Origin of the sequence: Sorangium sp. So ce1504, assembly GCF_051521635.1 — a bacterium.
In the GTDB taxonomy this organism is placed as follows: Bacteria; Myxococcota_A; Polyangia; order Polyangiales; family Polyangiaceae; genus Sorangium; species Sorangium cellulosum_B.
The window spans coordinates 2,270,754-2,295,396 of record NZ_CP150365.1; the positions used below are offsets into that span (position 1 = coordinate 2,270,754).

The 24,643-nt window shown below is 73.9% G+C and carries 13 protein-coding genes; 5 read left to right on the plus strand and 8 right to left on the minus strand.

What is annotated here, in order from left to right; genetic code table 11:
• Positions 1–142 precede the first annotated feature (142 nt).
• From WMF39_RS08730 to WMF39_RS08765, 8 genes are all read right to left on the minus strand, one after another.
• Positions 143–1,738 (minus strand): protein kinase domain-containing protein, encoded by a 1,596-nt coding sequence (locus WMF39_RS08730; RefSeq protein ID WP_437745086.1) that lies wholly within the window; start codon positions 1,736–1,738, stop codon positions 143–145.
• 345 nt (positions 1,739–2,083) lie between these two features.
• The gene (locus WMF39_RS08735; RefSeq protein WP_437745087.1) at positions 2,084–3,442 is read right to left on the minus strand and encodes a PGRS family protein; all 1,359 of its coding nucleotides are present in this window, start codon (positions 3,440–3,442) and stop codon (positions 2,084–2,086) included.
• A gap of 248 nt (positions 3,443–3,690) precedes the next feature.
• Entirely contained in the window at positions 3,691–4,737 is a 1,047-nt protein-coding gene (locus tag WMF39_RS08740) for a PEGA domain-containing protein (RefSeq protein ID WP_437745088.1), read from the minus strand.
• Between the two features lie 11 nt (positions 4,738–4,748).
• The gene (locus WMF39_RS08745) at positions 4,749–6,515 is read right to left on the minus strand and encodes a hypothetical protein (RefSeq protein WP_437745089.1); all 1,767 of its coding nucleotides are present in this window, start codon (positions 6,513–6,515) and stop codon (positions 4,749–4,751) included.
• On the minus strand, positions 6,505–7,527 hold the full coding sequence (locus tag WMF39_RS08750; RefSeq protein ID WP_437745090.1) for a hypothetical protein: 1,023 nt from the start codon (positions 7,525–7,527) through the stop codon (positions 6,505–6,507). The genes WMF39_RS08745 and WMF39_RS08750 overlap by 11 nt, the downstream gene beginning before the upstream one ends.
• Positions 7,528–7,802: 275 nt before the next feature.
• The gene (gene tsaD / locus WMF39_RS08755; RefSeq protein WP_437745091.1) at positions 7,803–8,873 is read right to left on the minus strand and encodes a tRNA (adenosine(37)-N6)-threonylcarbamoyltransferase complex transferase subunit TsaD; all 1,071 of its coding nucleotides are present in this window, start codon (positions 8,871–8,873) and stop codon (positions 7,803–7,805) included.
• Positions 8,861–9,451, minus strand: a complete 591-nt coding sequence (locus WMF39_RS08760; RefSeq protein WP_437745092.1) for a hypothetical protein — start codon at positions 9,449–9,451, stop codon at positions 8,861–8,863. The genes tsaD and WMF39_RS08760 overlap by 13 nt, the downstream gene beginning before the upstream one ends.
• Positions 9,448–13,719, minus strand: a complete 4,272-nt coding sequence (locus WMF39_RS08765) for a tetratricopeptide repeat protein (RefSeq protein ID WP_437745093.1) — start codon at positions 13,717–13,719, stop codon at positions 9,448–9,450. The genes WMF39_RS08760 and WMF39_RS08765 overlap by 4 nt, the downstream gene beginning before the upstream one ends.
• Positions 13,720–14,075: 356 nt before the next feature.
• On the opposite strand from WMF39_RS08765, the gene WMF39_RS08770 reads away from it, so the two are divergent.
• The 5 genes from WMF39_RS08770 to WMF39_RS08790 all read left to right on the plus strand — a co-directional run bounded on the left by WMF39_RS08770 (position 14,076) and on the right by WMF39_RS08790 (position 24,620).
• Positions 14,076–14,507, plus strand: a complete 432-nt coding sequence (locus tag WMF39_RS08770) for a PD-(D/E)XK nuclease domain-containing protein (protein WP_437747958.1) — start codon at positions 14,076–14,078, stop codon at positions 14,505–14,507.
• A gap of 191 nt (positions 14,508–14,698) precedes the next feature.
• Positions 14,699–18,709, plus strand: coding sequence for a protein kinase domain-containing protein (locus WMF39_RS08775; protein WP_437745094.1), 4,011 nt, complete (start codon positions 14,699–14,701; stop codon positions 18,707–18,709).
• Positions 18,710–19,015: 306 nt separating this feature from the next.
• Positions 19,016–19,693, plus strand: coding sequence for a hypothetical protein (locus WMF39_RS08780; RefSeq protein ID WP_437745095.1), 678 nt, complete (start codon positions 19,016–19,018; stop codon positions 19,691–19,693).
• Positions 19,694–19,914: 221 nt separating this feature from the next.
• Positions 19,915–21,087 carry a TolB family protein gene (locus tag WMF39_RS08785; protein ID WP_437745096.1) on the plus strand — a complete coding sequence of 391 codons (1,173 nt, stop codon included), beginning with the start codon at positions 19,915–19,917 and terminating at the stop codon, positions 21,085–21,087.
• The gene (locus WMF39_RS08790) at positions 21,084–24,620 is read left to right on the plus strand and encodes a hypothetical protein (protein WP_437745097.1); all 3,537 of its coding nucleotides are present in this window, start codon (positions 21,084–21,086) and stop codon (positions 24,618–24,620) included. The genes WMF39_RS08785 and WMF39_RS08790 overlap by 4 nt, the downstream gene beginning before the upstream one ends.
• Positions 24,621–24,643 lie beyond the last annotated feature (23 nt).

A 24,643-nucleotide genomic window follows, 5' to 3' on the forward strand; every position in this document is an offset into this window, starting at 1 on the left:
AGGGCGTGATGGTGCAGCGGCTCCGCAGCACGCCGCCCTGCCGCCGTGCTGCGCGGCGACGGCCTCGGCCCAGGGGCTTCCCGGAGGGAGAAGCGTGCTCTCGGAGCGCCGGAGACTGCTGCTCCCCTCCCTTCGACTTCCCTCAGATCCCCCAGCGCGGCTTCGTTTGCTTCGACGTCTGCGGCGGGCTGGGGGGTGTCGGCGGAGACGGTCGCCGAGGGGATGTGCTGTGGGGGGCGGGGCCGCTCGGGGGCTGTGTGCCGGCGGGTGGCGCAACAGGGCCGCGATCGTCGCTCGGCGCGCCCGTGCGACCCGCTGCCGGCGCGCCGGTGCGAACGGCCGCCGGTTCGCTGGGCGGCGTGGGGTCTTGCGCTGATGGCTCGGAGGCGGTGTCCGAACCCGCATCCGGCGCCGGCGCAGACGGCACGACGAGGGGTGCAGCGGTCGACGTCTCTGCAGCAAGGCGACTCGCAGGGGGCGCGGACGGGGCGTCGCGGGTGGTGATCTCCGGGCGGGAGGCCGCGAGCTCGGCGGTCGCCGGGGCGTCTGCGGGAGAGGGAAGCTCGGCCTGCCCGCCATAGTACGCTCCGAGCGTCACGCCGAGCCCGCTGACGGCAGCCGCGGCGCCCGCGGCGATGAGCCACGTCGTCCACGCGACCGAGCGCCGTCCACCGGACGGCTTGGCAGGATCGATCGTGCCAGTCAGCGTGCCCGCCGAGACAGAGCCCGCCAGCGGCGCCGGGGAAGAGGCGAGCGGCCCGCCGGGGGTCGTGCCGCCCGGCCCCAGTGGCATTCCGGGCAGGGGCGTCGCCGCCCCTGGAACGAAGCCGGTGGGGGCCAGGGGGAACGGTCCGTGCGCATCGGAGACGGACGACGCGAACCGCGGCGCGCCCGCGATGCGCGCGAACTCGTCGACCATCTCGCGGACGGTCTGGAACCGGTGGGCCCGATCGCGCGCCAGCGCCCGGTGGAAGAAGGCGTCGATGGTCGGGGGCAGGCCGGGGGCGAGCTGGGTCGCGGAGGGGATCGGGTCGACGAGGATCCTGGTCATGACCTGCGCGAGCACATCGCCGGGGAAGGGGAGGTATCCCGTGACCATGCGGAACAGGATGACCCCGAGCGCCCAGAGGTCGCTGCGCGCGTCGACGTCGCGCTCGGCGCGGAGCTGCTCCGGGCTCATGTAGTGGGGCGAGCCCATCACCTCGCCCGTCGTGGAGGCGTCGGCGACGAGCTTCGAGGTGGTCTCCTTGGCGATGCCGAAGTCGAGGAGTTTCACCATGTCCTCGTCCTCGCCGTCGACGCGCGCGAGGAAGAGGTTGGCGGGCTTGAGGTCGCGATGGACGAGGCCGGCGTCGTGCGCGCTGCGCAGGGCCTTGCCGGTCTGGGCGAGGATGCGATGCGCCTCCAGCAGCGGGAGGCGGCCGCGCCGCAGGAGGCGCGCGTTGAGGTCCTCGCCCTGGAGGAGCTCCATGACGAGGTACGGGACGCCCTCGTGAATGCCGAAGTCCTGCACCTTGACGACGTGCGGGGTCCTGAGCTGGGCGGCCGCGCGCGCCTCGCGCTCGAAGCGGGCGCGGAACGCGGGCGAGTTGGCGTAGGCCGGGTCCATGAACTTGACGGCGACCGGCGTGCCGAGCTGGAGGTGGTGCGCGACCCAGACCGAGCCCATGCCGCCGCGAGAGAGCGGGCGCTCGAGGCGGTACTTGCCGATGAGGACGGAGCCGGCGCCGAGGTGCATGGGCGGGAGTTCGGGAGGAGGGAAGAGGCTAGCGGATCCGGGCGTGGGGGAGGAAGAGGACGAAGGCGAGCGGGGGTGGATCGGGTGGCAGCGGCTGGCGGAGGGAGGCGCGGGGCAGGCGGTGATGCGGTGGCGACCGGGGTTCTCTCGACGCGGGCGTGGTGGACGGAAGCTCGGGCGCGTGGCGGACGCTGAGGTCAGGGGTGCTGACGGCGTGTCTGCGCTCCCCTCGGTGGAGCGGTGACATCACGGGAAGCGGGCTGCGCCGAGCGACGCCGCTGGCGCGACTGCGGGGCCATTGGGGGCGCGCGAGACGCACGAGGGGCCATCGATGGGGCCATGGCGTCAGGGGGAGGAGAAATCTAGCGTCGGCGCCTTGGCTCCGGGGGCGCCGTCGCCGTCGTTCCCGTCTCCCTCGCCGCCGAGGCCAGGCTCGCCGAGCTCGAAATGGATGTCGTTCGCGTCCATGGGCGGCGGTGTGCCGCGAAAGGCGATGCCGATGGAGTGACCGCCGCGGCCGCCGCCGCCGCGGCCGCCCTGGCCGCCCTGACCGCCGCGGCCGCCGTCGCAGGCGTCGTTAAGGCCGGAGGAGCCCGATAGCGCCGTGCCGCCCAGGCCGCCGGCGCCGCCGGCGCCGCCGCGCTGTCCTGGAGCGCCGTTGCCGCCCTTGCCACCGCTGCCTGTCTTCAGGGTGACGTCGTGGAGCTGTAGGGTGGCGTCGAGGCTGATGAGCGCGATGCTCGCGCCGCCGGCGGAACCCCCGAGGCCGCCCTTACCACCGCAGCCGCCCGCGCCGCCCGAGCCGCCGCTGGCGCCACCGACTCCTTTGGCATTGGGGTCAGGGCAGGAACGTCCGGGGTTGGGAGTGTTGGGAACACCGCGAGCGCCGCCACCGCCGCCGCCACCTTGAGCCGTGTTTCCGGGCATGCCGGAAACGCCGGATAGGCCGATGTAGCCACCTTGTGTGAGGGTACCGAGAGCCGTGGCCCCGGTGCCTGGCCCGCCGGGCGTGCCATTGGCGCCAGCGTCGCCGGGGCGGCAGAGAGTTCCTCCTGCCGTCTGCCCGGCTCCGCCATTGGCCGAGCCACCCGGTGTGCCATCACTGCCAATGACACCGTTGTTCGGCTGTCCTACTCCGCCAGCACCGCCGATGGAGACCTCGCCCCCATCTTCGCAGTTGTTGACTGGCTCGGCGCCACCGGGGACAACAGCAGCCGTACACCCACCTTCACCTGGGTTCCCATCGCTACCGCGCGTGGCGCTGTTCGTGTCTTGGCTTTGATCGGCGCCAGGTGCGGCATCACTTGCCTCAATCGTGCAGCGCGCCAGCGAGACCGTGACACCATCGGCCATCGCCGCGATCGACGACGCACCGGACGTCAGAACGGATTCAGCAAGGACATGCACGTCCTCCATCCGAACTGATCCGCCCCCATGCATCGTGAGAGGGATGGTCCCAGCCTCGGCCGTCAGCGTCGTCCGCTTCTGATCGCCTATCCATCCCCAGCCATTCGCGCAGTCGAGTCCACCAAACAGCGTCACAGCTGCCTGGATCTCGACCTTCTCTTCGAACGTCTCGGCGCAGGCATATACGTTCTTCTTCGTGGCATCGGGGAGGGCGGTCGCGAGGGCGATGGCTCTCCCCAACGACTTCACCGGCGCGTCCGGCGTCCCGGCGTTCTCATCGTCTCCGTCGAGCCTCACGAAGATCCCACCACACAACGCGTCGGCCTCCCACCCTTCGCCCTCTCCTGGCACACAGTTCGGCGGCGGATCCGGCGGCCCTCCTGCTGTTCCGCTGGGGGCACTTTCCAGCGCCAGGATCTTTATCTCAGACTCGCTGTCGCATCGAGGCCCTATGGATCCCATGACCATCGTCGCCAGGAGGATCACAGCAGCAAGATGGGCACGACGACGCATGGTTCGGCCTTCTCCCTTCGAAGTAGGTAAGCTCAAAAACTTCCGCTGAGCGAAACCCCGGCAGTGCCCGGTCCGAGGAGCGGCGCCACGCGTGCGCCCTGACCCGGTTTCGGAGGCTCGGCATTCATTGTTACCAGTCCGTAGACCAGCGTGCCGACCCCGACCGTGCCTCCCGCGACAAGGCTCCAGAACCCGATGTTGCTGAAGTGGATCTCGTCGAGCACCGCGTCCTTGAGCTCCCTGCACTTCGGGACGTCCCCGTCGGGGCATAGACGCTCGCCGTTCCAGCGACCGCTCAGCTCGTTCCTGACCTCTTCTGCGCGATCGGCTCGATTGCCGGAGAGCACCGCGAAGACCACGCCGGTCACGATGCCGGCGCCCGCCACGACCCCGCCCGTGACGAGCAACGGCGTCCGCAGCTCAGCGCGCGGCGCCACCGGCGCCACCGGCTCCACAACGAAGGGACGCACTCCCGCGCCCGCGGCCGGCGCGCGCTCCAGCTGCACCGTCACCGTCTCCGCACGGCCCGCTACCGCCGCGAGGGGACGCGTCGCAGGCGCGTATCCCTCGAGCTTCGCCCCGATCTCGTGCTCGCCCGGTGCCAAGAACACCTGATCCGCGAGCGGCGCCTTGCCCACGACCGCCCCGTCGACCGTCACCTCCGCCCCTGCCGGCGTCACCTGCACCGTCACGGATGCGACCTTCGCGAGCGCCTCCTTCAGCGACGCCTCGGCGTTCTGTCGCTCGTTCACCTTGGTGGCCGGCGCCTCGCGCAGATACCGCGTCAGGTACTCTGCCGCGTCGCGGTGCTTGCCCAGCTTGAGGCACGCGACCCCCAGATTCGACGCGATCTGGTAATGGGGCTTGATCGCCCACGCCGCGAGGAAGGACGCGTGCGCGTCGGCCCATTTCCCCGCCGCCGCCGCCTGTCTCCCCTCTTCGTAGAGCTGTCGCGCCTTGTCCGTCAGCGCGTCGGTCTCGCCGGCGGCGGCCGCGGTGGCCGGCTGCTGCGCGCCCGCCGCCTGCGTCATCAACGCCACGGCCACGCTCCAGCTCCACAGCAGCGGTTGCTTCCTCATCGTCGGAGTCATCAGAACTCAGGCTTCCCTTCGGGGAGAGGCGGGACGGCAGTGCTCGACGGCGGCACCTTACCCCCTCTGGGCTTCGCGTCCAAGCGCCCCGGCGCAGTCCCACCTACCTTGGTGTTCCTTGTCCGCCCCGATGGCTGCGCCTTCGGCAGCGGCTCACCCTGCTGCGGCTGCTCCTGCCCCGCCTGCGGCTTCGCCGTCGCCTCCGGCCGCGCCGTCGTGGCGGGCGAGCCTGTCGTCGCCGCCGTGCCGGCCTCGGCGCTCGGCCCCGGCGCCGCCGCGCTCCCCGCGGGCGCCGCCACGCCCGGCCCCGTCGCTTCCGGCGTCGCCGTCCCACCCCCGGGCGTCCCCTGCGATACCAGCACCGCGACCATGCCCGCCACGGCCATGAAGCCGAGCCCCGCGACGGCCCAGATCCACGTCCGCGACGACGCCGGCTTCTCCACGATGACCGGGATCTCGTCGCGCTCTTCCAAGCCGGCGGCCGGCATCGGCCCCGCCGGCGCGCTCCACGCCCCGCCGCTCGCCGCCCGCCCCGCAACGCCGCTCGCCGCCTGCGCCGGCACGGCATTCCCCGCCGCCGCCTGGCCCATCCGCACGGGCCCCGTGCCTCCGGCCTCGACCCCCGCCGCCAGCGCCGCGCTCCCCAGCAGCTTCTCCGAATCGATGACCAGCGTCCCCTTCGGCCCAACCTGCTGCGACGCCGGCCCCGCCGGCCCCGCCACGCCCTTTTGCGACGGCGGCATCGACCCCGGTACCCGCCGCTCCTGCAGCGCCACCCCCGGCATCGCGCCCGCCACGCCCACCGGCCCCGTCCCGCCCTGCTGCGCCGCAAACCGCTCGCGCCATCCGCCGCCGAACTGCGGCTTCTCCTCCACCTCGGCCAGCGGCCGCGCCCCGAACATCCCCCGCGCGATCTCCCCCTCGTCCTCCGAGACCTCCTCGATCCGGATCAGCACCCCGTGCCGGTCCTCCATCGTGACGTCCCGCTCCCGCACGAACCGCACCGATACCCCGCCCGGGATATCCGCCTCCCGCCCGCTCGTGATCGACGTCCACTTGATGTTCGACCGGTACAACACCGTCGCGATCTTCGCCGCCGCGAGCGCGATCGACCCGAAGGGCTCATCCGGCTTGTGGACGATCACCACCCGCTTCGGCTGCGCCCCCTCGTCGGCCACCCAGTCCCACGTCGCGCCGCTCCGCCGGAGATACGGCAGATCGCCGAACTCCTCGACATACCGCTCCAGCACGTGCGCCACCCGCTCCGGCGCCTCCCGCACCGCGCTCACGTACTCGCGGTAGAACATGCCCGCCGACGAGTTCAGCTCCGTCGCGTTCATCACGTGCCGGTAAAACGTCGCCGACGCCTCCAGCAGCGTCGCATACCCGAGGTCCCGATCCACCGCGACGATCCCGTGCGCGAACGGCGGGTTCCCCCGCCCGGCATGGTCGACCGCCCCGCCGATCCGGAAACCGAAGATGAGCCCCACCGCCCCGTGGCCAGGCTCGTGCTGCGTGTCATCCCTCGACAGATTGCCAATCGCGAACGCGTGCGTCGCCCCCGTCGCAGGCTCGATGTACTTCATCAGCCGCGCCAGGTGGCTGAACTGCGTCGTCGTGAGGGGCCCTTGCGGCACCTCCGGGCAGTACATGAAGTCGATCTGGTGCCCCGGGATGTTCCCGTGCAGCACGTGATACCACGCCGCGTCCGCCGGCGCGCGGTACCGCGGGATCACATACCCCGAAGCGCCCTCGCTACCGTACATTGGGCCTGACCTGCTGCGGCACCGGCGGGGCAGGGAGCGCCGCGGTCCGCGACAACGCCGAATGCCCGCTGATGTCCTGCTTCATCCGCTGCAGGAGCTGCGGATCATACGCGTTCTTCGGGAGGATCTTCTCCACGAAGTGCGAGAACAGGTGATGCGTGCTGTGCCCGTAGCTCGCCGACCCGACGAGCACGCGAATGTCGATGTTGTTCTTGTACCGCTCCAGGCTGTCGATGAGCGTCTTGTAATACCCGCGCGCCTCCCGCTCCACCTCGGCCGGCGTACCGGACAGAACATCGGACTTGTTGATGAAGAGCACAACCGCCTTGCACGAGGCCAGCGTCTTCGGGCTGAAGAAGAACTGCAGCGACTGCGGCTGAAACTCCCGGAGCTGCTCCTGGATCCGCGACGGCTCGACCTTCTGCCCGTCCTTGCCCGCCAGATCCACGACCATCAAGAGCCCATGGACCTCCTCCATGATGAGCTCCTGCTGCGCGTCCACGATGTGCTCGCCGCCCCAGTCGCCGACCTCGAACACGTGCTCCGTCAACACCTCTTTCGTGAGAACGTGGCTGACGGTCCGCTCGTAACGCTCGATCTTCGTCCCCTGCAGCGTGCCCAGATCCACGAGAGGATTCGCCCACTTGAGCGTGAGCGACGTCTTGCCGGTCCACTTGATGCCGAGCGTCAGGATCTTGTACCGCTTCTGCGTGATCTTCGGCCGGCTCTCGAGCTCGCTCTTGTACCAGTCGATCTCCTTCTGCTGGGCGTCGAGCCAATCGACCTTCTGGCGATCGTCGCTCCTCGCGATCTCGAGCGCCTGCTGGATCTGCCCATACTGCGCCCGCAGCTGATCCAGCTGGCCCTTCGCCTGCCGGAGCGCCTCGATGTGCTGGTTCGCGTCCTGAAGCTTCCGCTTCAGCTGCGTGGCCTGCATCAACAGGAACACGGCGCCTGCGCCGCACGCCACCGCAATCAACCCGAGCACTATCGGTAGAACAACCTGCTGCATGGCTTACAATCCTCGCGCCCCGCCGGGCGGGCTATCCCGCCCTGTCCTGTCCCGCGCGGCCGGAAGAACGGCAAGCGCGGACCGGCCTGAATCCTGAGAACGCATCAGACCACGGCTCGCCGCAGCGTACAAGTCCGAGGTAATCCCCAGCACGAGCCATCACTTCACTGTCCGCCACTGTCCGCCACCGTCCGCCACCGGACGCCATGTCCCCACAGATACAGGATCCGCGTCCTCCGCGCCCTCGCGCCGCTCCCGCTACCGGCCTGTCCCGATCACCTCGCGCCACCACCCTTGCGGGTCACCCGCGGCAGCGCCGTCCTCGTCTCAGGCGCGAGATCCAGCGTGTCCCGCTCCCCGGCCGCGAGCCGCAGCGCGCCCGCATACGCGATCATCGCCCCGTTGTCCGTGCAGCTCGCGAGCGGCGGCACGAACAGCGCGAGGCCCCGCCGCTCGCACGCCGCGGCCATCTTCGCGCGGAGCCCCTGGTTCGCCGCGACCCCACCGCCGAGGACCACCCGCCCGATCCCCTCGGCCCGCGCGGCCCGCACGGTCTTCTGCACGAGCGCGTCGACCACGGCCCCCTGGAACGCCGCGCACAGGTCGCGGAGCGCCTGCCCCTCCGGCCGCCCCCGCTTCGCCACATGCCGCGCGACCGAGCTCTTGATGCCGGAGAAGCTGAACTCCAGCGACTCCTTGCGCGCCATCAGCGCCGGCACCGCGTCCGCCGCGGCCGCCGCGTCGCCCCCGGCCGCGAGCCGATCGACCACCGGCCCGCCCGGATAGCCGAGGCCGAGCAGCTTCGCCACCTTGTCGAACGCCTCGCCCGCCGCGTCGTCGCGCGTCGCGCCGAGCTCCCGGATCGCGCCGATCGCCGGGCCATCCACCCGGTAGATGGCCGTGTGCCCGCCCGAGGCGAGCAGCGCCACGTACGGGAACGACGGCCGCTCGCGCTCGTCGGAGAGCGGCGCGCCGCCCCGCCGCAGGAACACCGCGAGCAGGTGCCCCACGAGGTGATCGACGCCCACGAGCGGCTTGCCCGCGGCCCACGCGAGCCCCTTCGCGGCCTGCAGGCCGACGAGCAGCGCCCCGGCGAGCCCCGGCCGCGACGTCACCGCGACGCCGTCGAGATCCGCCGCCGAGACGCCCGCGCGCGAGAGCGCCTCGCGCACCACCGGGACCACCGCGCGCGCGTGGTCGCGCGCCGCGACCTCGGGCACGACGCCCCCGTAAGGCGCGTGCAGCGCCACCTGGCTGCGCACGACGTCGGAGAGGACGTCGCCTCCCTCGGTGACCACCGCCGCCGCCGTCTCATCACACGATGTCTCGATCCCTAGAACCCGCATGTCCCTGCCCGTCGCGTCAGCCTGAAATTGCCAAACACCTGCCGCTGCCCCGCCACCTCTGCCTCGCCCGGCGCGAGCGGCGCCCGGCCAGGCCGGAGCAGGCGGACCTCGACCGACGCGTCCGTGCGCAGCGACAGCACCGCGAGCAGCGGCTCCGCCTCCGGCTCCGACGCGTCGACCGCGTAGATCGCGTTGCGCTCCCGGCCCTCCCCGAACTCCAGCCGCGACAGCGGGTCGTGGGCGAGCGCGCCGATCGGCCGCAGCGGCGCGCCGTCGAGGAGGCGCCGCTCGGACGTGGCCCCGTCGGGCGCCTCGTAGGTCCACAGCGCGCCAGGCGGCTCTGGCCCGTCGAGCGCGTCCGCGTCGAGCGTGAGCCGCATCTGCACCCGCGGGCTCAGGCCGGCGCGGAACGCGCCGCCCAGCGTGATCGCGCCGCAGTACGCCTCCCCGTCGGCCGTCGAGAACCGGCTCAGGTCGTCGCAGCCGGCCGCCCCGCCGGCGCTCATCGCGCCGGCGAGGGCGAGCGGCGCGAGCCGCAGCGCGCGGCGCCGCGGCCCGGGCGGAGCGGCGCGGCTCAAGGCGCGGCGCTCCGCATCAGCTCGGCCGCGGTCTGGCGGACGCGCGGCTCGGGATCGCTCGCTGCGAGCTGCCGGAGCACCGGCGCCGCCGCCGCGCGGTCCGCGGAGGCGAGGGCGCGGGCCGCCGCCTCGCGCACCAGGGCGTACGCGTCGGCGCGGGCCGCCTCACCGAGCGTCTCGGCCACCTGACTGGGCCTGCCGCCGCCCGCGCCCCCGCCCGGCGCGCCGAGCCGACCCAGCGCCTCCGCCGCGCGCACGCGCAGCGGCCAGCTCGACGAGGTCCGCAGGAGCTCCGAGACGGCCGCGATCGCCGGTCCGTGCCGGACCGCGCCGAGCGCCGCGAGCGCCGCGCGCCGCACGCTCTCCTCGGGATCGCCGAGCGCGTCGACCACCGCGGCCTGCGCCTCCGGCTCGGGCCGGGTCGCGAGCAGCTCGACCGCGCGCGTGCGCACCTCGATCGCCGGGTGCCGCACGAGCGCCACGAACCCGCTCACGACCGCCGCCGCGATCCCCTCGACGGCGGCCTCCACCTGCCGCCTCGGCTCCGGGGCGAGCGCCGCGCGCCCGTCCGTGAACGGCGCGAGCCCGAGCGCCGCGACGCCCCCGGCGGCGCCGCGATCGCCGCCTGCCCCGCCCGACACGGCCGCGCCGCGCGACAGGATCGCGTCCGCGACGACCAGGGCCCGCTCGGGCGACGTCGCGACCGCGGCGACCGCGGCCTTCTGCAGCGCCGGGCCGAGCGCCACGAGCGCGGCCGCGCGATCCTCCGGGCCGGGCGGATCGGGGTCGAGCCCCGCGAGCACGCCCTTCACCGTCAGCGCGCCGTCCGGCACCGGCAGCGGCTCGCGCGTGCGCGGGTACGCGCGCCGCGTGAGCGCGACCGCCGCCGACACCGCGGCGGCGCGCAGCCCCTCGTCCGACGAGAACGCGCCGGCCGCGATCGCCTGGGCGGCCCCGCCCGCGGCGACCGCCTCGGCCTTGCCGGCGCCGCTTCCCCCGGGTCCCGCGCTGCCGCCGCCGCCGAGCCGCGCGAGCGTGAGCAGCGCCGCGCGGCGGAGCTCCGGCTCGCTCGAGTCGGCGAGCGACATGAACAGCGCGGGCCCCTCGCCGCCGCCCGCGAGCTCGCCCAGCGCGCGGACCGCGGCGGCGCGCGGCACGGAGCCGGCCTCGGGCGCCCTCGCGACCGCGGACAGCGCCGCGGCGTGCTTCCGGTCGTGCGTCAGCCCGAGGCCGACCGCCGCGAGCGCCCGCACCTCCGGCGCCGGCGACGACAGGAGCCGCGCGAGCAGCGCCACCGCCTTGGCCGCCGGCCGCCCGCCGCCCGCCGCGAGCCGCGCCACGCCCCACGTCGCGGCGACCGCGACCGCGTCGTTCGGCAGCACGCTCGCCGCCGCGTCGCGCGGCGCGAGCATCTGCTCGTAGCGCTCCAGCATGGCCGGATCGCGCAGCGCGCCGCACGCGATCATCGCGCGGGCGCGCAGGCCCTTGTCTGCCTGGCCGACCGCGAAGTTGTAGAGCGCCGGCCCGGCGCCCTTGTTCTCGACGTAGGCCAGCACCTCGATCGCGACCTTCTGCTGCGACTCCTTCTCGTCCGCGAGCGCGTCGAGCAGCGGCTTCACGGCGCGGGCGCCGATCTTCGCGAGCTCCGCGCGCGCCGCCGCGCTCGCCGCGCGGCCCTCGCCGCGGACCTTCTGCATCAGCGGGAAGGTCATCGCGCCGTAGAGCTCCACGAGCAGCCGCCGGTAGAGCGGCTTCTGCGGGTTGCCGACGGCGACCGGCAGGAGCTCGCGCTCGAGCACCTCGAGCGAGCCCCTGCCGAGGTTCACCTGCATCGACATCCGCGCCGCGCGCGCGACGAGCTCCTCGTCGTTCGACGCCCTCACCACCCGGCGGAAGAGCCGGTCGGCCTCCTCGGCCTGACCCGCGGTGAGCAGCAGCTCGGCGAGGTCGAAGTACACGGGGAACAGCCGATCGTTCTTCGCGAGCGCCTGCCGGTACTCGGCGATCGCGCGCGGGAAGTCCTGCCGCCGGCGGTACATGTCGCCGAGCTTCTGGTGGCCGCTCGCGTCCTCGGGCGACAGCTCGACGGCCCGCGCGGCGTACCGGATCGCGTCGTCGTCGCGGTACAGCTCCGCGGCGTACTGCGCCATGCGCTGGTAGAACTCGCGGGCCCGCTTCGGGTTCACCTCGACGAGCTTGCCCAGCACGTCGATCGCGCCGAGGAGGTTCTGCTGGAGCACGAGCACGCGCTCCAGCGCGAGGAGCGAGTCCTCGTCGCCCGGCGCGGCCTGGACCAGCCTCCGGAGCGTGGCCTCGGCGTCGGGAAGCCTGTGCAGCTTGCGCTGCACCTCCGCGAGCAGCCGCCCCGCCTCCAGGTCGGGCGGGGTCGCGTTGAAGCGCGCGGCGAGCGGCGCGACGCGGCTCGGCAGCTCGTGGGTGAGCGACCAGAGGCTGACGATGTGGGTGCGCGCCTCGCGCGCGAGCAGCTTGTCGTTGCCCGCCCCGGCGAGCAGCTGCTCCCAGAGCTCGCGCGCCTCCGTGTAGCGCGGCCCCGCGTTGCCGAGCGCGCTCGCGGTGCGCTCCAGCGCGATCGCGAGCGCCTTCTTGTAGCGGCTGTTCGCGGGCTCGAGCTGCGCCGCCTCCCGGAGCGCGGCGAGCGCCTCCGCCACCATGTCGTGGTCGAGGTACACCTCGCCGAGCGTGGCCGCGGCGCGCGCCCGGCTCGGCACGACCTGCTTGATGCGCGCCCACGTCTCCAGCGCCTTCTTCTTGTCTCCGGCCTGGAAGTACCGGTCGCCCAGGTCGACGAGGTGGCTCGGATCGCCGCCCGCGGCCCCGGCGAGCCGCTGGAGCACCTTGAGGGCCCGGTCCTTCTCCTCCACCCGCTCGTAGAAATCGGCGACGGCCGCGAGCGTCTCGGCCTCGTCCGCGACGCGCCCCTCGAGCTGGGTGAGCAGCGCGAGCGCCTTGGGCCGGTCGCCCCGCTGGATGAGCGTCTCGCACAGCTCGAAGACGAAGTCTGCGTTGCCCGGGGCCGCCTTGATCAGGAGCTCGTACTCGCGGATCGCGGCGTCGAGCTCGCCGGCGGTCTGGAGCAGGTGGACGAGCCGGAGCCGCGTGTCGATGTGCTTGCCGTCGAGCGCGAGCGCCCTCCTGTAGATCCCGATCGCCTTGTCGACGTCGCCGGTCTCCTCGTACAGGGCGCCCAGCGTCGCGAGCCGCTGGAAGTCCTGCCCCTTCTCGGCCTCGAGGATCGCGATGAGCTCCGCGAGCTTGCCCTCGGCGCGGAACGCGTCGGTCATGATGAGCAGGATCTCGGCCCGCACCCCGGCGGCGCTGCCGGCGATGGCGAGCGCCCGCTTCAGCACGGCGAGCGCCTCGTCCATCTTCTTCTGCTTGGCGAGCGCCTGCCCGAGATCGCGCAGCGCCGGCGCGAGCGCCCGGTTGTCGCCGGCCGCGGCCTTCACGAGCTCGCGGAACTCGGCCTCGGCGCGCGCGTGGTGCCCGCGCGCCGAGAGCTCGCGCCCGAGCTCGGCCTTCACGAAGAGCGAGCCCTGCGCGTTCTTCACGAGCGCGTCGTGCTGCGCCTTGGCCGCCTCGAAGTCGGAGAGGTCGAGGCAGAGCGCGAGCAGCGTGCGCCGGGTCTGCTCGACGTCCGCGGGGACCTTGAGCAGCGGCAGCGCCTTCTCGTAGTGCGCGCGCGCGCGGGCCTTGTCGCCGCGATCCGCCTCGAGCTGGGCGAGCGCCATCATCGCCGCCGGGTCCCCGGGCCGGTCCGCGATGGCGGCCTCGTAGGTCTTGATGGCGTCGTCGTAGCGCCCGTCCTGCTTGTAGACGCCGGCGAGCACGACCTTCGAGGCCCAGGCGTCGGCCCCCGGCTGCGCGGCGCGGCGCTCGAACTCCTCGACGAGCTTCTTCAGGTTCCCGTCGCGCTCGCGGTAGAGCTGGGCGAGGCGCTGGAGGGGGAAGGGCGCGCTCGGCTGGCTCATGACGATGGCCGTGTAGCGCGCGATCAGCGCGTCGCTCGACGGGCCGCCCCGCTTCCCGTCGCCGGTCTCGGCCGGCTCCGGCTTCGCCTGCGGCGGCTTCGCGGGCTGCGGCCGCGCGGCGGGGCCAGGCTTGCTGCCGCCGGGCTTCGGGGCCTTCGGCCTGGGCCGCTTGCCGCGGCCGGACGGATCGAAATCCGCGGCCTCGGCGTGCGGGATTGCGAGCGTCGCGGCCGCGGGGATCAGGACCGCGAGGCAGCCGGCCAGAACGTGGGATCGCACCTGGGTAGGGTAGACCGACGGTGCGCGGCGGGCCACGCGGAGCAGCGGCGGCGCCGGGAACGGGCGCGATCGGGGCGGCGCGGATGCGGGACATGCGAGGCCGCTGAGCTCAGCAGACGACTTTCCAATTCCGGCCGGGCCCTTGACGCGCCGGGGGCGGCCGGGGACAGTCCCCCGCGCGCCCTGGTGGCGTCGACCCCATCACGTCGAGCGATGGCCCCTGCGCGCGGCGAGTCGCCATGCCCTTCGTCCCAGCCCGCGGCCAGTCCGATTGTCGCGAGCTCCGCCGCGCGGGCGCAGGACAGGATATGTCGACAGGACGCCCTTCATAGGCCAGCTCCCTGCTCGTCACGGTGATGTCCTATCAGGACCCCGCCGGCCGGGAGCCGGAGAAGCTCTATCACGGCTTCATCCTTGGCCTCCTCGTGCAGCTCGAGGGCGATTACGACGTTCGCTCGAACCGCGAGTCCGGCCTCGGCCGTGCGGGCATGCTCGTGCGGCCGCGCGCGCCGGGCCGTCCAGGCGCCGTGCTGGAGCTCAAGGTGCCACAGCGAGGCGAAACCCCGGAGCAGGCGCTCCTCGCCGCGGCGCGGCAAGTCTGCAATCGCCGTTACGCGGTCGAGCTGGTCGCCGCCGGCGCCGCCCCCGTGCATGAGCTGGTCGCGGTCTTCGACGGAAAGCGCGCCTGGGTGAGGCTCGTCGATGAGGTACTCGGCGCCAAGGACGGACACGCGCCGGGCCAATCGACTCGGGCAGACGTGGAGTACATCGTTGTTCGTATGTGGTGAGGCGCACAACCTCGGATCCGCCCTCGCCGCGAGCTCACCGGCTGCGGTCCCTGACGTTGCCTTGCTTACAGCACAATTTGCTGACGGAGAGCGCTGCAGTTCTGGATATCCTCGGTCGCTGCGATGAGCTCGTCCGAAGCACCCCACAGGCGAGCGCTGCGGCTCTCTGAGTCGTCTCGGGGGTACCGCTGATGCGCGCTGGTGACATCGTCGCCGACCGCTTCGAGATCGAAGGGCACGCGACCTCCGGCGGCATGGCGCAGATCTTCCGCGCCCGCGATCGGCTCACGGGCGAGCCGGTCGCGCTGAAGATCCTCCAGCGCACGGGCCCGCAGGAGTCGCACCGCTTCCGCCGGGAGGCTCACGCGCTCGCCGCGCTCCGCCACCCGGGGGTCGTCGGGTACGTCGCCCACGGCACGACCGAGTGCGGCGAGCTCTACCTCGCCATGCAGTGGCTCTCCGGCGAGACGCTCGCCGAGCGCTTGCTCCGCGAGCCGCTCACCGTCCCCGAGAGCCGCTCGCTGGGCGTGCGCGTCGCCTCCACGCTCGGCGCCCTCCACCGGCTCGGCGTCGTCCACCGCGACCTCAAGCCGAGCAACCTCCTGCTCGTCGGCGGCTCCGTCGACGAGGTCACCCTCCTCGACTTCGGCGTCGTGCGCGTCGCGGACGCAGGCCAGGAGCTCACCATGCCCGGCGTGATGCTCGGCACCCCCGGCTACATGGCCCCCGAGCAGGCGCGCGGCGAGGTCGCCATCGACGCCCGCGCCGACGTCTTCGCCCTCGGCTGCATCCTCTACCGCTGCCTCACCGGCCGGCCCCCGTTCGTCGGCAACGACGGCCTCTCGGTGCTCGTGAAGGTCCTCCTCGAGGATCCGCCGCGGCTCCGGGAGCTCCGCGGCGAGGTCCCGGCCGCGCTCGACGACCTCGTGACGCGCATGCTCGCCAAGGCCCCGCGCGACCGTCCCCGCGACGGCGCGGCCGTGGCCGCCGAGCTCGGGTCGCTCGGCGATCTCGCGCCAGCCTCGCGGCGCGGCCTCCCCCTGCCCATCGGCGGCCCGACGCCCGAGCTGACGACCGGCGAGCGCCGGATGATCTGCCTCCTCCTCGCCCGCGACGGCGCGCTCGACAGCGACGCTACCCGGTCCGAGGGCGAGGACGCGCTCCGCGTGCGCGCGCTCAGCGCCCTGGCCGAGCGCCACCAGGGCCGCCTCGAGATCATCGAGGCGCGCTCTCCCGTCGTGGTGCTGTCCGGCCTCGTCGCGCCGACCGACCTCGCCGCCCGGGGGGCGCGGTGCGCGCTCGCGATGCAGGTGCTGCTCGGCGGCGCGCCCGTCGCGCTCGTCTCGGGGCGCGCCGAGATCACCGCCCGATCTCCCATCGGCAAGCTCATCGATCAGGCCGCCGCGCTGCTCGCCGGCGACGAGGCGCGGCTCGGCGTGGTCCGCATCGACGAGGTCACGGCCGGCCTGCTCGGCGCGCGGTTCGATCTCGGGTCGGATCACGCGGGCCATCTCTTGCGCGGCGAGTGCGACGACCTCGAGGCGGTGCCGCGCCTCCTCGGCAAGCCGACGCCGTGCGTGGGCCGTGACCGCGAGCTGTCGCTCCTGGAGGCGACGTTCGTCCAGTGCATCGAGGAGCAGACCCCGTCCGCGGTGCTGGTGACGGCCCCCGCCGGCATGGGCAAGTCGCGCTTGCGCGTCGAGCTGCTCCGGCGCCTCCGAGCGCGGGACGAGCCCATGGCGGTCTGGATCGCGCGCGGCGACCCCATGAGCGCCGGCTCTGCCTTCGGCCTCCTGGCGCAGGTGCTCCGCCGCGCGCTCGGCGTCGCCGACGGCGCGCCGGCCGCGGCGGTGCAGCGCAAGATCCGCGAGCGCGTCGGTCGTCACGGCGAGCGCGGCGCCCACGTCGCGCCCTTCCTCGGCGAGCTCGTGGGGACGCCCTTCCCGGACGAGGCCAGCGAGGCGCTCAGGGCAGCGCGGCGGAGCTCCGTGCTCATGGGCGATCAGCTGCACCTCGCGTGGGAGGAGTTCCTGCGCGCCGAGTGCGCGGCGCAGCCGGTGCTGCTCGTCCTCGAGGACATGCACTGGGGCGACCTGCCCACGGTCGGCATGATCAACAGCGCCCTCCGCAACCTGCGCGACGCGCCTCTCATGGTGCTGGCGCTCGGCCGGCCCGAGGTGCGCGAGATGTTCCCGAAGCTGTGGGCCGGCCGCGGCGTCCAGGAGATCGAGCTCACGGGGCTCTCGCGCCGCGCCAGCGAGCGGCTCGCGCGCCAGGCGCTCGGCGGCGCCCTCACGGAGGAGATCATCGGCACGCTGATCGAGCGGGCCGACGGCAACGCCTTCTTCCTGGAAGAGCAGATCCGCGCTGCCGCCGAGGGGCGAGGGGCCGCGCTGCCGGAGACGGTGCTGGCGATGGTGCAGGCGCGGCTCGAGGCGCTCGATCCCGAGGCGCGGCGTGTCCTCCGGGCGGCGAGCGTCTTCGGCCAGAGCTTCCGGCCCGCCGGCGTCGCCGCGCTGCTCGGCGGCGCCGACGCCGAGGTGGCGGTCCGGCTCGCCGAGCTCGTCGAACGCGAGGTGATCGCCCCGAGGCGGCCGCCTGGCCGGGGCGGCGCGCCTGGTGAAAGCCTCTCCTCCACGTCGTCCGCGCGCGGCAGGCCCGGGGACGGGCCCGAGCGCGAGGCCTCGCCGGCGCGCCGTGCCGGGGCGCCCGAGCCTGGCCCTCCGATCGAGGCGGGCGCGGACGACGCCGAGCACAGCTTCCGGCACGGCCTTGTGCGGGAGGCGGCGTACGGGGCGCTGACGGAGTACGACCGGCGGCTCGGCCACCGGCTGGCGGGCGAGTGGCTCGAAGGGGAGGGGAAGGGCGACGCGGCGGAGCTCGCGGAGCACTTCGAGCGCGGCGCCCAGCCGGGGCGCGCGGCCGCGTGGTACCGGCGCGCGGCGGAGCAGGCGCTGCGCGGCAACGATCTCCTCGCCGCGATCCGCCATGCCGAGCGCGGCCTCGCGTGCGGCGCGACCGGAGCAGAGGCGGGCGGGCTGCTCCTCGTCGACGCGGAGGCCCGCGTGTGGCGTGGCGATTTCGCCGTGGCCGAGCAGCGCGCGCTCGACGCCGTCGCGCTGTTCGAGCTCGGCTCGTCGTCCTGGTACTCCGCCGTGACCTGGGTGGTCACGGCGGCTGGCAAGCAGGGGGCCTTCGATCGCGTGGAGTCCTGGGTGGCGACGGCGCGGGGCGCGTCGCCCCGCGAGCGCGCGCTGACCGGGAGGGACGTCTGCCTCGTCGAGGGGGCCAACTGGCTCGCCTTCGGCGGCCGCTACGCGGTGGCGGACGGGATCATCGAGGCCCTCGAGCGCAGCGGGGAGGAGGAGCGGCCCCTCGACGTCGAGGTGCTCGCCAGGCTCTACGAGGCGCGAGCCATCCGCACCATGACCTCCGGCGATCTCGGCGCCTGCCTCGACGGCATCGAGGAGGCGCTCGCGGTGTTCGAGCGGAGCGGCGATCGCCGCAACGCGTGCTCGCTGCGGGTGAACCTGGGCGCCATCACCATGGAGCTCGGGGACTACGAGGGGGCCGAGGCCGCGCTGCGCGCCGCGCTCCGCGCGGCGGAGCAGATGGAGCTCACGGATCTGGCCGCGGTCGCCCGCACCAACCTGGGCAACGTGATGAGCGCCCGCGGCAATCTCGACGAGGCCCGGCGGGTCCAGGCCGAGGCGATCGCGACGTTCCAGCGGCTGGGCGATCCGAGGGCCGAGGGGATCGCCCGCGCCTACCTGGGGAAGGCGGCGCTGCTCGGCGGCGATCTCGGCACCGCCGAGGCCGAGGCCCGCGCGGCCGCGGAGCTCCTGCGGAGCGCGCCGCCGATGCGCGCGGCGGCGTGGGCCCTCTCCGCGCGGGTCCTGCTCCGGAAGGGCTGCGCCGAGGAGGCGCTCGCCCTCTCCGGCGACGCGCTCTCCCTCCTGGAGTCGCTCGGCGCGGTCGAGGAGGGCGAGTCGCTGATCCGGCTCGTGCGGGCCGAGGCGCTCTTCGCGAGCGGCCGGCAGGCCGAGGGGCTCGACGCGATCGCGCGGGCGCGCCGCAGCGTGATGTCCCGTGCCGGGCAGATCTCGAATCCTCGCTACCGGGATCAGTTTCTGTCTGCGCTCGACAACGGCGAGACGCTCGCGCTCGCGGCGCGCTGGCTCGGCGACAGCGACGGTCCATGAACTCGCGCCTCGTCACACGTGGGACTCGCTGCTCGCGGCTCTTCCAGGAGCCGTGTGCTGCCCACGAGCGCGCCTGAACGACCGTTTCCTCGCCGTTCTCACGACGTCACCGCAGGCGCGGAATTTTAGGGTTCCTCCGGAAAATTCGTTGAGGAAATTCCTGATGCGTGTTTCATTTGTGAGGAGGGGGCTATGCAATACCGTTTCAAATTCGCAATCTCGTTGCTGGGTCTATCGTGCGTTCTCCCGGCCTGTATCGGCGAGGCTGACCCCCTGGAGGCAGCCGGCGGCACGGCGGAGCAAGAGATGGTGACGCGGAATGCGTTCACGAAGGAAGCGCTCGTGGAGAGTGCGTTCGCGACAGACACGCTTGCCACGGAAGCGCTCACGGGCAACGCGCTGACGAGCGACGCAGTCGCGAGCAGCAGCGATGTCATGAGGGCGCTGCGCGATCCTCTGGCTCGCGAGTTCTTGACGTACGTGGCGAGCTGCGCGCTCCCGGAGGGGCAATCCGTGCAGGTCTCCCTGGACGGCGAGACCTATACCTTCGGGGGGAGCATCGGTCTTGCCGTCGAGTGGGGCCGAGCTCATGGGAAGTGCAACGCTCACTGCCAAGGCTGGGTCTCGGCCTGCATGCTGGCCAGAATCAACGATGTCGGGCAAAGCGTGCCCATCTCGATGCGTGGCAAGCACAAGGCCCTTGACTCGGATCAAGCGGAGCGGGATGCCTTCCCTCGGCGGGAGGCGGCCTATTTCGGCGACCTCTTCGCGCCGGAGCAGCGCCGGTTCGCGTGCAAGTCGCCCGGCTCGACGCTCATCAGCCGCGTGTGCGGCGGGACGGGCGTCGACACGCAGGGATGCATCGTCGACGTCCTCGGCGACTGCGACGCCATCTGCGGCGCTCCGACGTCGGACGGCAGCTTCCCGAACTGCGTTGGCGGTGGCCATACGACGCCGACGACGGTGACCGTCTTCCGGGAGTAGCGGGTCCGGGTTTCCGTCGCGTGCGCCTCGTCGGTGGCAAGCGCGACGGCCACGGGCTCCTCTCAGCTGCGTTCGCCAGCGCGTGATTTTCCGGCAGCAGCAGCCGAGTCGGCCCCTCACCTGCGCCGCCGCCCGGTTCGCCGCGCGCCTCGCCTCGGGCTGACCCGCTGCGGACGCCTCCCCGCGACGGCTCGCCGCTTTCGTACTATGGTCGCGCCGCCATGAAACGAAGGCTGCCCGCCCCGCTCGCCTGCCTGCTGCTCGCCGCCTGCGCCTCCTCGGAACCCCGACCGAAGGAGCCGCTCGGCCAGATCCCGGAGGCGACGACCACGGCGAAGCCCGAGTGGCTTCCCTTCCGCATCCGCGCCGGCAAGAGCGTCGCCGCCGATCCGCGCGAGAAGCACTTCGCCGAGCTCCGGCAGCTCACCTTCGGCGGCGAGAACGCCGAGGCCTACTGGTCGCCCGACGGCAGGAAGCTCGTGTTCCAGTCGACCCGCGACGAGAACAAGTGCGACCAGCAGTACATCCTGGATCTGGAGAGCGGCGAGGTCCGCCGGGTCTCGAACGGCCAGGGCAAGACCACCTGCGGCTACTTCCTCTTCCCCGCGCCCGCGGCCTCTGCCCAGGCGCGCGTCCTCTTCGCCTCCACGCACGCCGCCGGCGAGGCGTGCCCCCCGAAGCCCGACCACTCGCAGGGGTACGTCTGGCCGCTCGACGAGTTCGACATCTACACCGCGAGCGCCGACGGCTCGGATCTCCGCCCCCTCATCCAGGGCAAGGGTTACGACGCCGAGGCGACCGTCGCGTTCGACGGCTCGCGCCTCGTGTTCACGAGCACGCGCGACGGGGACATCGACCTCTACACCGCGAAGCTCGACGGCTCGGACGTCAAGCGCATCACGAGCACGCCCGGCTACGACGGCGGCGCCTTCTTCTCCCCCGACGCGACCAAGCTGGTCTGGCGGGCGAGCCGCCCCACCGGACCGGCGCTCGACGACTACCGCGCGTTGCTCGCCAAGGGGCTCGTGCGCCCCAGCGCGCTCGAGATCTTCGTCGCGGGCGCCGACGGGCAGAACCCGCGCCCGGTGACGAGGAACGGCCGCGCCAACTTCGCGCCCTACTTCCTCCCGGACTCGCGGCGGATCCTCTTTGCCTCCGATTTCAGCACCCCCCAGGGCGCCCGGGGCATGCCCAACTTCGACCTCTACCTTGTCGACTCCGACGCGCCCCCGACGGCGGACGGCGTGCCGCCCGTCGAGCGCGTGACCTTCTACGAGGGCTTCGACAGCTTCCCCATGTTCTCTCCGACCGGCGAGCACGTCGTCTTCGCCTCGAACCGGCACGGCGCGAAGCCCGGCGAGACCAACCTGTTCGTCGCCCGCTGGGTCGAATGACCGCGCCGCCGTCGCGGACCCGCGCGCCGCTCGCGCTCGCGTCGGCGTGCGCGCTCGCGGGCTGCTCGGGCGCCCCGGCGCAGCCGTCCCGCCCTGCCGAGGCCACCCTCCCGTCGATGGACGCCGCGGGCGCGGCCTACACCTCGCCCGCGCGCTGGAGCTACCATCCGGCGGCGCCCGACGCCGCGGTCGCGTGGGCGCCGTTCGCCGGCGCCGGCTGCGTCGTCGTCGCCCAGGGAGGGCAGCGATGGACGGTGACGCCCGATCCACGGACGTCCACGCCGCCGCCGAGCGCCGCCGGGCCCGCCGCGCAGGCCGCGCGCTGCGCCGGCCAGGGCAGGACGAGCGCCTCGCCTGCGCCGGAGGAGCTCACCGCGATCGTGCGGCGCTCGCCGGCCTCCTGGATGTTCGTCGGCGCGAGCGGCGCCATCTACGAGGCCTCCTCGCCGCTCGGCCAGCTCACGCGGGCGCTCTCTCCGCCCGAGCCGCTCCTGCAGGTCGCGGGCGCCGGCGGCTCGCTGATCGGGGTGACCCGGGGCGGCGGCGTGCTCCGGTGGCGCGAGGAGCTCGGATGGAAGCCGGTGCTGCTCGACGGCGCCGCGGGGCAGGGCGGGGCCCCGCCGCGCGCCTTTGGCGTCGCCATGGCCGACGGCGGCCGCGCGCTCGTGCTCGCGTTGCCGGAGGCGCTGTTCGCCAGCGAGGACGGCGGGGGCACCTGGTCGCGCGCGCCGCTCCCGACGATGGGCCTCTCGCGGGTCGGCGCCCTCGGGGGCGAGCTCCTCGCCGAGGGGCTCCTCGCGTCGGCGACCTGGGATCCACGGCGCACGCCCGCGTTCTCCCGCAGCGCGGCGACGCTCCCGCGGGCCGACGTCGAGCTCGACGTGACGACCCCGCGCGCCCCGTCCGCCTCCGCCGTCTCGATCGGGCGGGCGGCGATGAGCGGCGATCGCTATGTCGAGGCGGTCCGCCCGGAAGACGCCGGCGCGCCGTGGCTCTTCGCGAGCGGCCCCATCGAGGGGCCGCTCAAGGAGGCGGCCATGCCGGGCACGGGCGACTGCGGGAGCATCAAGCTCGGCGCGAACGGCCGGCGCGTCGTCGCGGTGTGCGCCGAGCCGGACGGCGATCGCGTCGTGGCGCGGGTGCTCCGCAGCGACGATGGCGGCGGCGCGTGGTCGCCGGCCGCCACGCTGGAGACGCCGGACATCGACCAGGTCGGCGTCGCGGTGGCGCCCGATGGCGCGGCGCTCCTGACCGGCGTCTGCAAGCCGAGCGACGGCGCGGACAGCTGCAAGCCGACCGCGCCGCTCCTCCTGTCCCACGACGGCGCCCACGACGAGGATCGCGCCGCGGTCGCCCTCGCGGCGGCCCCCACGCTCGGCGCGCCCGCCGTGCTGCCCGCGTTCTCGGCGGACGGGCGCTCCGCGTATTTCCTCGGCTTCCGCGGCAAGGACGAGCGCCTCGCGCTGTTCGTCTCGCACGACGGGGGCGAGACCTTCGCGCCGCGGCCGCTCGACGCGACCGCCGCGCTGCCCGCCCCGCAGGCTGACGGCGCCGAGGACGAGGACGAGGAGGGCGGGCCGGGCGACGGTCCCTCGCCGGAGGGGTTCGACGTCGTCGAGGAGAGCGCGCTGCGCCCGGCGGAGGACGGCGCCGTCGGCCTGCTGCTCTCGGAGCGCGGCTCGCTCACGTACCTGACCGCCGACGAGGACGGCCGGGTGCTCACGGCGACGACCCCGCCGGCGGAGAGCGCGGCGTTCGCCGGCTTCGGGCGGCGCGTGCTCGCGCTTGCGTCGCGCGCGCGAGACAGCGGCGATGACGTCGCGGCGCTCTGGGAGTCGCTCGACGGCGGCGTGAGCTGGGCGGAGCTCCCGGAGATGCCGGCGCTCTCGCGCGAGGTCTCCGAGGCCCAGCTCGCCATCACATGCGGCGCCAGCGGCTGCCTCTTCGGCGACGTGGCGACCCGCGTCGGCTGGGGCGGCCAGGCCGACGGCGCGCTGCCGCGCGCGCCGGAGCCGGCCCCGCGCGCGCAGCCTTCCGCGCGCACGCCCATCGTCTGCGAGACGCTGCCGTCCTCGAAGTGGACGCGCGTCGACCATGTCGACTCGAGCGGCCTCGGCCTGCCCGACGGCGACGAGCTCTTGCGCGGCCGGTCGGTGTGGTCGTTGCTCACGCGCGCCCCGAGCGGCGCCGTCGACGTCGTCTCCGCGATGCTCCCCGAGTCCGGCGCCGGGGAGGCGCGGGTCGTCACGCGATCGCTGCTGCCCGCGGTGCCGGCGGGGCTCGGGCGAGCGCGGGTCGCGACCAACGTCACCTCCCAGATGGAGGGCTACGCCGTGGCGCGCCTGCGGATCCCAGGCGGCGCGGCGGCGCCGGGGGCCCCGATGCGCAACGTCGAGGTCGCCTGGGAGAACTGGATGGATGGCACCTCGGGCCGCGGCACGATCCCCGACGCCGGCCCGTTCGAGCTCGGCGACGTGAAGGTCGTCCCCGACGCCGCGCGAAAGCCGCGCGCGGGCGCCCGACCGCAGGCCGGCCCGGGAGGCGCGGCCTCGCGCCGCGCGCCGCCCCCCGACGACTTCTTCGATCCCGCGCTCCTGTCGGTCTCGCTGCGCGGGCTCTTCATCAGGCCGCACTCCGACAGCGCTCAGTCGGCGCTCACGTTCTTCTACGAGCCGCCGGGGAAGCTCCAGCGTTTCGACTTCCCGTCCTGGCCCGCGTCGGGCCTTCACGGCAGCCTCGACGTGCGCGCCGATGCGGTCCTGGCGGACGGCCAGCCCGTCGGCGTGGGGATGGTCCGGCAGGCGTCGAACGGCCCGATGATCGGGATGCTGCTCGCCCACCGCCCGGCGCCTCCTGCCGGCGCGTCCGCCGCGCCGGGCCCGGGCGCCGCGTGGGTGATCGATGCCGTCTCGGTCGCTCCGCCGGCGGACCGCGATCGGATCGTGCACACCGACTGGACCTACGCAGGACGGTCGATCGGCGTGGCGACGCTGGTCGCCCATCCCGGGCACGCGGCGGCGTGGTCGATCTTCCAGCCGTTCCGCGCGGATGGCACGCTCGGCCCCGCTCAGCCGCTGCCGACGCCGTTCGACCTCGGAGACGCGCCGCGCCCCTGCTCTGCCGCCGAACGCGCGGCGACCGCGCGCCAGGAGGCGCCGCTCTTCCTCGGCAGCACGGCCTTGTTCTCGGGCACACGCCACCCGGTGCTCGTCGTGGACGCCGCTGGTCCCTCCAGTCCGCCCGAGGTCACGGTGCTCCTGACCTCCACCACGGTGCTCCACGGTACGCCTGCCGCGCCGTGTGTTGCGGGCTGGGAGGCACGAGCGATCGGACGGGCGCCCCGCTCTGCGATCATCCCCGGCGATCTCGCCCAGGCGTGGTTGTTCCGGGCCGCGGCGGGCTCGGCGGTCGCTGTGGGCGGATCGAGCGGCCCGGCCGTCGAGCTCCGCCCGATGGTGTGCCGCTTCGATCCCGGCGCGGAGGTCCCGGAGGCGGTATGGAGTGAGCCGGGCATGGCGCAGCCCGCGCGTTGAGCGACGGCGGAAAACAAAAACGA